General features: G+C 71.0%; 8 protein-coding genes. 1 reads left to right on the forward strand and 7 read right to left on the reverse strand.

Going from position 1 to position 8,501, the window contains the following annotated elements; genetic code table 11:
* The 6 genes from AB0M88_RS43875 to AB0M88_RS43900 all read right to left on the reverse strand — a co-directional run.
* The coding region (locus AB0M88_RS43875) for a maleylpyruvate isomerase family mycothiol-dependent enzyme (RefSeq protein ID WP_364112519.1) at nt 1-525 on the reverse strand (525 nt) is incomplete at its 3' end.
* 143 nt (nt 526-668) lie between these two features.
* Nucleotides 669-3,299 carry a glycoside hydrolase family 2 TIM barrel-domain containing protein gene (locus AB0M88_RS43880; RefSeq protein ID WP_364112521.1) on the reverse strand — a complete coding sequence of 877 codons (2,631 nt, stop codon included), beginning with the start codon at nt 3,297-3,299 and terminating at the stop codon, nt 669-671.
* Between the two features lie 269 nt (nt 3,300-3,568).
* The gene (locus AB0M88_RS43885; protein ID WP_364112523.1) at nt 3,569-5,665 is read right to left on the reverse strand and encodes a bifunctional polysaccharide deacetylase/glycosyltransferase family 2 protein; all 2,097 of its coding nucleotides are present in this window, start codon (nt 5,663-5,665) and stop codon (nt 3,569-3,571) included.
* Nucleotides 5,666-5,667: 2 nt separating this feature from the next.
* The gene (locus AB0M88_RS43890; RefSeq protein ID WP_364112525.1) at nt 5,668-6,069 is read right to left on the reverse strand and encodes a hypothetical protein; all 402 of its coding nucleotides are present in this window, start codon (nt 6,067-6,069) and stop codon (nt 5,668-5,670) included.
* Nucleotides 6,066-6,821 (reverse strand): hypothetical protein, encoded by a 756-nt coding sequence (locus AB0M88_RS43895; protein ID WP_364112527.1) that lies wholly within the window; start codon nt 6,819-6,821, stop codon nt 6,066-6,068. The genes AB0M88_RS43890 and AB0M88_RS43895 overlap by 4 nt, the downstream gene beginning before the upstream one ends.
* A gap of 34 nt (nt 6,822-6,855) precedes the next feature.
* Complete coding sequence (locus tag AB0M88_RS43900; RefSeq protein ID WP_364112529.1) at nt 6,856-7,410, reverse strand: RNA polymerase sigma factor; 555 nt, start codon at nt 7,408-7,410, stop codon at nt 6,856-6,858.
* Between the two features lie 304 nt (nt 7,411-7,714).
* Between AB0M88_RS43900 and AB0M88_RS43905 the strand changes: the two genes are divergently transcribed.
* The gene (locus tag AB0M88_RS43905; protein ID WP_364112531.1) at nt 7,715-7,987 is read left to right on the forward strand and encodes a hypothetical protein; all 273 of its coding nucleotides are present in this window, start codon (nt 7,715-7,717) and stop codon (nt 7,985-7,987) included.
* A 67-nt stretch (nt 7,988-8,054) separates the two neighbouring features.
* Here the strand turns inward: AB0M88_RS43905 and AB0M88_RS43910 are convergent.
* Nucleotides 8,055-8,501: EAL domain-containing protein (locus tag AB0M88_RS43910; protein WP_364112533.1), on the reverse strand; the 447-nt coding region annotated here is incomplete at its 5' end.

The following is an 8,501-nucleotide window of genomic DNA, read 5'->3' on the forward strand; positions in this document are numbered from 1 at the left end:
GGCGGACTCGGGGCGCTGTCTTTGCCAGGTCGGGGCGGTGAGCATGGCGAGGTGGTTGCTGATCAGTGCGGCCGCGACGGTGGCGTCGATGTCGGTCGGCCGGCCGGTCGCGTGGGCGGCGTCGAAGCCGTGGATGACTGCCTCGTTGAGCATGCTGGACAGCCAGAAGCGGGTCCCGGACCGGCTGTCGGCTGCGGGGTTGAACACCGGTGTGTCGAGGGTGTCGTCGGAGCAGGCGTTGGCGATGCGTTGGGCGGAGTTCGTCAGCCAGGCCGGCCATGCGGCGGGGTCGGTGGGGGGTACGGCGATCTGGGTGGGTAGTTGGGTGGGGTCGGTGACGCGTCGTTCGATGATCTCGGCGACCCAGTGTTGGGTCTGGCCGACGTGTTCGACGAGGTCGGTGATGGTCCATCCGGGGGTGGTCGGTACGGTGGCGCGGGGTCCGGCCGCGGTGGCTGATTCGGCCAGGTGCCGGGTGTGTTCGAGGATCGCTTGCCGGGCCTGGTCCGGGTTCAGCTCGGTCATCGGACTGTCCTTTCCGTAGGTTCGTGGTGCCGGGACTGACCGGGCGCGCCGATCGAACTCATCGGTCGCCCGGCGAACCAGGAGACTGACTCCACGCCGGAAGTCTCGTCCGGAAAGAACCTGCGCAACTAGTGCGGGCAGCATCAACCCGCCGAAGGTTCCGCACCCTTTCCCCGTGCATTTCGCACGTGCGGCGCGGTCTTCTCATGGACCCGCAGTCGGAGAGTGGCCGGGCTCAGGCCGGGCGTCGAGGCGGTGAGCGTGATCGTGCCCGGGTCGGCGGCGGGACGCAGGATGGCGAGGGCCCGGCCGTGCCAGGTGTGCCGGCGAGGTCGCCGGAAGCTGTCGACGTTGTGGGGGTTGCCGTTGCCCACCGCTACCAGGCTTCCCGCCCCCTGCGCCGTGAAGCTGACCCGGTTCACGGCGTCCGGGACCAGCCGCCCGGCCCGGTCGACGACGGAGACCAGTACGTGGGCGAGGTCGTCGCGGCTGGTGGTGAGCTCCGGTACGTCCGAACTGAGCCGCAGCGCCGCCGGGGCCCCGACCGTGTGCAGGGTCCGGCGCCCGATCTCGCGCCCGCTCCTGCTCGCGACGGCGGTGAGGGTGCCGGGCCGATAGGGGACGGTGAGAACGGCGGCGCACCGCTCCGGCGTGCCGTGAGCGACGACGGCCCCGTTCAGCAGGACACGCACGTCGTCGCCCGGTGTGTAGACGCGCACCGTCATCGGATGGCCGGCCGGGATGGTCCAGGTCCAGCTCTCCAGCTCGTCGTAATAGCCCCACCAGGCCGCGACCTGTTCGGTGCCCGGCACGACGGGCCGCTCGACGAGCAGTTCCACGGGACTCCGACCGGACACCGCGGCCCGCCAATGGTTCTGCGGTTTGCGTTGACCGATCAGGTCGAGGTCGCCGCAATTGCCTTGGAAGTACGGGTAGGGGTAGCCGAAGCCGCCCCACGAATGGTGCAACGTCCGGGCGGTCGACCATCCGGGCATCACGCTCTGGTCGCCGATGGCGGCGGTGGTGCCCTCGGCGGCCATGATGGTCTTGCCGATGCCGGACTCGCCGAGGTAGTCCATGGCCGCCCAGACCCAGCTGCCCACCGCCCAGTCGTTGCTCTCGACGAACGCGGTGTCCTGGAAGATCGTCGCGGGAAAGCCCTCGCTCTGGGTCATGGCCCGTTCGGGGTGGGCGGCGTGCATCGGGGCGTACCCCTTGCCGTTGGCGTTGTAGTGCACGTCGCCGACGTCGACGTAGGACCAGGACGGGTCGTCCGGGGAGAAGGTGGAGCCCCCGCCGAGCGTGATCGGGCGGCTCCGGTCGAGAGAACGCAGGTGTGCTGCCAGCTCGGCGCCCCGTTGCCCGCCGGTGTTGTCGGTGATCTCGTTGCCGAGCGACCAGATCACCACGCTCGGATGATTGCGGTCACGCAGAATCATGCTGGTCAGGTCCCGCTGCCACCATTGCGCGAAGTGCACGGAATAGTCGTCCGGTGTCTTGCCGGTGTCCCAGACGTCGGCGAACTCGTCCATCACCAGCATGCCGAGGCGGTCGCAGGCGTCGAGCAGGGCCGGCGACGGCGGGTTGTGGGCGGTGCGCAGCGCGTTGAAACCGGCCGCCTTCAGAAGCTGGACCCGGCGCTCCTCCGAGCGGTCGAGCGCGACGGCTCCCATCGGGCCGTTGTCGTGGTGGATGCACCCACCGACGATCTTCACGGATTTCCCGTTGAGCTCGAATCCGGCTTCGCCGTCCCAGCGCAGCGTGCGGATCCCGAACCGGGTGCCGGCCGTGTCGACGATCCGGCCGTCCGTGATCACTTCGGCGCGGGCGGTGTAGAGGTTCGGCGACTCCGGTGACCATCGGGCCGGCCTCGCGACGACCAGGTCGACCGGGACGCCGGCCGGTCCCTGTCCGCGAGCCACGGTGCGCCCGTTCGGGTCCAGCACGGTGACGCGCACGTGGGCGGACGAGGTGCCGGTGACGGCGGCTTCGACGCGTACGCTGGCTTGTTGGTCGTTGATCTCGGGTGTGGTCACCGCGATGCCCCAGAGCGCGATCCGGACCGGACCGGTGACCGTCAGCCACGTGTGCCGGTAGATGCCCGACCCGGAGTACCACCGGCTGGTCTGGCCGCTGTTGTCGACCCGTACGGCGAGCACATTGGTCCCGCCGCGGTTGAGGTGGGGCGTGAGGTCGTAGGCGAACCCGGTGTACCCGAACGGGTGGAAGCCCAGGTGGACCCCGTTGAGCCAGACGTCAGCGTTCTGGTAGACCCCGTCGAAGCGCAACTCGGTGAGAGATCTGTCGCCGGGGAGCCGGAAATGCTTGCGGTACCAGCCGATGCCGCCCACGGTGTATCCGGTCGACCCGCCACCGGCGCTGCGCGCCGGGTCGAACGGCCCGATCACCGCGGGCGGCACCGGCACGGCCGGCGGCACCTGCGTGGTCAGCAACGACGGGTCACTGGTCGCCGCACCGTCGTCGGAAATCGCGTACGGAAGGTCTTCGACGCTCCAGTCGTGGGGCAGGTCGAGTGCTCTCCAGGCGCTGTCGTCGAGCTCTGGCGCCTCCCCGCCGTCCACGTCGCCCCGGAAGAACCGCCAGTCCTCGTCGAACGACCGTTCGCGGGCGCGGGTGTCGGGCGCCGCTTGCGCGGCCGCGCTCTCCAGACCGTAGACGAGGGTTCCGGCCGTCACGGCGCCGACCTGGAGGGCGCGCCGGCGGGTCAGTCCCGGCTGGGTCGATCCGCCACGATCCCGAGATTCGTCAGGCATGTCGGCTCCGTCCGGGTCATTCGTCGAGTGAACGTTCACAACGGGGCCGACATTACGGGAGTACCCGTCTCGTATCCAAGTATGTCGATGTACGTGACTGGAAATCTGAGGCCACGCCCGGCCCGGGCCGGGCCGAACAGCCCGCCCAGCGGCTCGCTCCCGGGGCCGCCGGGATCGCGCCGGTCGATGCCTACACCGAGCACCAATGCGCCTTCTGGCAGGCGAGGTAGCACCGGGCGGCACATCCGCGTGACCGCCGAGCGTTCGTGCTAGCGCGGTGATCCGGCGTGTTGGGCGGCCGCGCCGGTGCGGACCATGCGGTGCCAGCGCAGGCGGCCGCCGAGCATCGCCATGACGGTGGACTGGATGACTACCAGGTACATCAGCTGTCGGTAGATCACCTGCTGGAGTGGCAGGCTCCAGAGGGGGCCGTACCGTTCGCCGTCGAGGCGTAGAGCGATGGCGGCCGTGGCGACCTGGACGGCGCTGAAGCCGGCCCAGACGGCGGCGGCTTTGCCGAGCGGCAGGAAGAGGATGCTGTAGAGACCGTAGACATCGATCATGGGTGCCGTCAGCGGCAGCAGCACCTGGAAGAGGAGTAGGTAGGCGAGGCCCCGCCGGCCGAGGCGGCCGGCGGCGCCGCGGTGCAGCACCGTGCGGCGGTGCTTCCACATGGCCTGCATCGTGCCGTAGCACCAGCGGTATCGCTGCCGCCAGAGTTGGCGGAGGGTGGCGGGCGCCTCGGTCCAGGCGACCGCGCGGGGCTCGTAGACGACCAGCCAGCCGGCGCGCAGGACCGCCATGGTGAAGTCGGTGTCCTCGGCGAGGGTTTCCGCTGATACCCCGCCGGCGTCGTTGATGGCGGCTCGGCGGAAGGCGCCGATGGCTCCGGGCACGGTCGGCATGCAGCGGGCGATCTCGAACATCCGGCGGTCCAGGTTGAAGCCGAGGACGTATTCGAGGTGCTGCCACCGGCCGAGCAGTCCGGTGCGGTTGGCGACTTTGGTGTTGCCCGACACGGCACCGACTTGCGGTTCGGTCAGGGGCTGCACCAGCCGGCCTACTGCGTCGGGTTCGAAGACGGTGTCGCCGTCGACCAGGATGAGGGTGTCGCCTCGGGCGTGCCGGATGCCGGTGTTGAGGGCGGCGGGCTTGCCCGCGTTGGCCTGCCGGATGACGTGGACGCGGGGCAGGCGCAGACGTTCGACGATGCCGGCCGTGTCGTCGGTGGAGCCGTCGTCGACCACGATGATCTCGATGGCGGGGTAGTCGTTGGTGATCAGCGAGCGGACCGTGGCGGCGATGTTGGCCGCCTCGTTGTAGGCCGGAACGACGATGCTGACCAGGCCGAGGTTGCGCAGCGGCCGCTGATGCCGGCGTTTCACCCGGCGCAGGTGTGCCCCGGCCGTGACGAGCTGGACCGCCAGGCGCAGCAGGCCGATGACGACCGCGACGACCATGATCAGGGTGAGGATCCGGGCCAGGGCGGCGGCGGTCAGCTGCGCCAGCCACAGTGCCTGCCCGCGCCACCGCTGGCCGGTGGTTGCGGCGGGAGCGGCCGGCAGGTGCAGTGCCTGTGACACGGTGACGAAGCGGTAGCCCTGGGCCTGGAGCCGGGGGATGGCCTGTTCGAGAGCGGCTACCGTCTGGGCCCGGTCGCCGCCGCTGTCGTGCAGCATGACGACTCCCGGGCGTACGGCGCGGGCGATCGCGCCGGTTCCGGGCCGCTGCCAGTCGTTGGTGTCGTGGTCGGCCAGCACCAGCAGATATTGCGGTGCGGCGTCGCGCCAGGCGGTGTACTCGGCGCCGGTGAGCGCATCGGCCGAGGAGGAGTAGGGCAGCCGCAGCAGGACCGGCCGGCGGCCCACAGCGGCCGCAACGGCGTTGCTGGTCAGGGTGAGCTCCAGGCGCAGCCGCCAGGCCGCGGTGTCCGCGGCGGCGACGTGGGTGAAGGTGTGCGAGCCGATCTCGTTGCCGCCGGCGACGACCTCGCGGGCGATGCCGGGATATTGGTTGACCCGCGAACCGACCTCGAAGAAGGTGGCGTGGGCCTGGTATCTGGCGAGCACCGCGAGGATGCGCGGTGTCCAGACCGGGTCGGGGCCGTCGTCGAAGGTGAGCGCGATGGTCTTGCCGGTCGTCGCTCGGCTGCTCACCGCACCATCGGCGTCCAGGCGCTGCACCGCGGCACCGTGCATCGCGGCAGCGGGAGCCGGTCCTCCGGAGGGTTGGGGCGATTCGCCGCCTTCGGCGCCGGCGTGGGTGACGTAACCGTTGAGGCACAGCTCCGCGAGTACGACGAGCATGGTGAGTGTGAGCAGGGCCCAGTGGGCGCGTGGCTCGCGCCGCAGAACGCGTTTGCCCACGATCAGTTTTTCCTGGACGGACGCGCGGTGGGGGAGTGGCCGCGGCCCTTCGGGCCGGTCGGTGAACTGGGGCTCGGGGTGGCCGAGGCGGAGGCGCGGCGCGTCGGCGCCGAGGCAGGCGCGCCGGCCGTGACGACGTGCCGGGCCGGGGTGGCCGCGGTCACTGGCGCGCGCGACGGCCGGGAAGTGCTGGCGCTGCTGGTGGCGGCCGGCTGCGGCTTCGCGCCGGCGTGGTGTCCATCGGCGCCGGGCCAGCCGGGCACGGCCTCGGACCCCACAGCGGTGAAGCCGGCCACCATCGCGGCGAGGACCGCCAGCACTACCGAGGTGCCGGCGATCGCGGCGATCAGGACGAGGCGGCGGCGCCGTCCCGACCGATCGACGAAGACGGGGTCAATGATCACTTGTTCCTGCCGGGGTGGCTCGGGGTGGTGGCGTGCGGGGTGGGGTGCGACGGCGTCGGGTGCGGCGGCGCCGAGGCGTGGCCCGGTGCGGTCGGGACGGTGGTAGTGGCCGGTGGCGTACTGGCAGTGAGGCGGGCGCAATACCGGGCGACGTTGTCCTGGCCGCCGGCGACGGCAATCAAGTCATGCCGGGACCGCCCGTTCATCGGCTTGCCGCCTTCGGCCGCCGTGCGCCACGCCGCGCACCATGCCGCCTGCACCCGTGGCCCGGCGGTGATCGTGGCGGCCGGCGTGGGGGAGCCCGTCGCGGTGGGCGTGACGCTGGGGCCGGCCGGAGCCGGGGCCGGCTCGGAGGGGCCTGTTCTCGGCGCCGGCACCCCGAGCGCCGAGAACAGGCGGTGCGCGTGCTGCTGGACATTGGCTGGGAGATTTCCGGTCCTCGCTGCCACAGCGGTGCCACCGGCGCCCAGGAGAGCCAATCCGGTCACGATGCTCACGACGAGCGTCCTCGCGGACGTCGACACCGGGACACGTTGACTTCCTTCCGGTCGTGTGGACAGCACAGCACGGCGACGCTCCGCGGCGAGGGCGGCGACCGTCGCCTGCTCGCCGCTCATCTCCCCGGTGGTCGCGGGAGCCTGCAGAGCGTCGAGCAAGTGGTCCAGCCCGGGGCTTCGTGGGCCGACCCGATCACCGCCGAGCAGTCGATCGGCCTCGTCGAGGCCGAGCCGACCGGCTCGCCGTTTGCGCATCGCACGCAGAAGAGCGTTGCGGGGTCGCATCGTGTTACACCTCCTCGGCAGCTTCTCGGCGCGGGCTTTCCGCCACTCGATCACGAACTTGCGGGTCGGCGGCCAGCCGGCGCAGGCCGCGCATGGTCGCGATCCGCACCGCACCGGCGCGTTTACCCAGGACCCGGGCGGTCGTGGCGACATCGAGGCCGGCCACGACCCGCAACATCACGGCTTCTGCCTGGTCGATCGGCAGCGCGGCGATCCGGCGCAGCGCCCAGGCCGTTTCCTCGCCCTCGATCATCTCGGCGGCGGCGTCCGGGGCCACCGGGCCGGCGTCAACCGTCTCGACCGGATCTTCACGGTTACGGCCGGCCCGGCGCCGCGCATCGATGCCACGGTGCCGGGCGATGCGAAACAGCCAGCCGCGGAACTCGGCCGGGCCGCCGGTGAACCGGTCGAAGTCCCGGGCGACCTGCAGCCAGGTTTCCGACGCGACGTCCTCGGCGGCGTCCCCGACCACTACCCGCAAGTAACGAAGGACCAGAGGGTTCAGCGCACGCCAAAGAACGGCGAATCCCTGCTCCTCGCCGGCCCGCGCGGCGGTCAACGGGTCGGCGAACTGGTCATCCGTCGGCAAAGCGGCTCCTTGAGAGAACAGGGCAGCACGCTACCCGCTGGGCCGAGCTCGGCGGCAACTCGGTCCGAAGAGGGCAGCATCGCCCTGGCCAGGACCAGTCATCCTGGCCATCCCTACAGGTAGTAGGAGCTCACCTGATCGGCGGCCGGCTTTCCCTCGATCGTCGCGTTTATCGCTGTCTCTTGCGGATGCACGTGCATCTGCTATTGAAAATTCCTGTGCAGCGGCGCACGGTATCTCGGAGACGGGCTGGCGGCAGGACGGGGTGAGCAAAGTGCGGGATCGACAGGGCGGGTCGAACGCGGGCTCGGGCTGGCCGGTGTTGACCCTCGCCGAGGCGGACTATCTCTTCGGCGCCGGGACGTTGTACCTGCTCGTCACCCGGGTGCGCTGGAACGCGCCACAGCGCCACGAGGACGAGGTGTGGTACGAAGTCGACGGCGTCGAAATGACCGTCGACGGGCGCAAGGTGGTCCCCCGCACGGCCGTCGTGCGCGGCAGTCGACTTCGGACTCTGCCCCGTAACAGCCGATATCTGGGGCCTTGACATGCGAGGCGCCTCTGCGACCTGGTCCCCCACGCGCGTCGATGCGGTCGCCGTCGCGACGATTCACTCAGCTCCGGGCTGCGCAGGCAAGTTGGTGGGCGTACGAGTCGCGCAAGGCGTCCGGGGTGGTGGCCCGGTCGAAGTGCCAGCCTTGTCCGAGACCGACCCGCAGGCCGGCCAGGGTGGAGGCGTCCTCGCCGGTTTCGATTCCCTCGGCGACGACGTGCGCGCCGATCGCGTCGGCCAGTTCGACCAGGGCGTGCACCACGGCGTTCAGGATGGGATCGCCGGCGACCCCGGCGACGATGCTGCGGTCGAGTTTGATGATGTCGGGGCTGGTGATGACGATGTGCCGCAGGGATGAGAAGCCGGCGCCGACGTCGTCGATCCCGAGCCGCATGCCGCGGTCCCGCAGGGGTGCGAGGGTCGCCCGGAGGGCGTCGTAGTCGTGGAGTGCGGGGTGGTGGGGGGGGGCGGGTTCGAGGCGGTCGCGGGGCGGGGGGGCGGGCCGGGG

This window comes from Actinoplanes sp. NPDC051411, assembly GCF_040682075.1.
Lineage (GTDB): Bacteria > Actinomycetota > Actinomycetes > Mycobacteriales > Micromonosporaceae > Actinoplanes.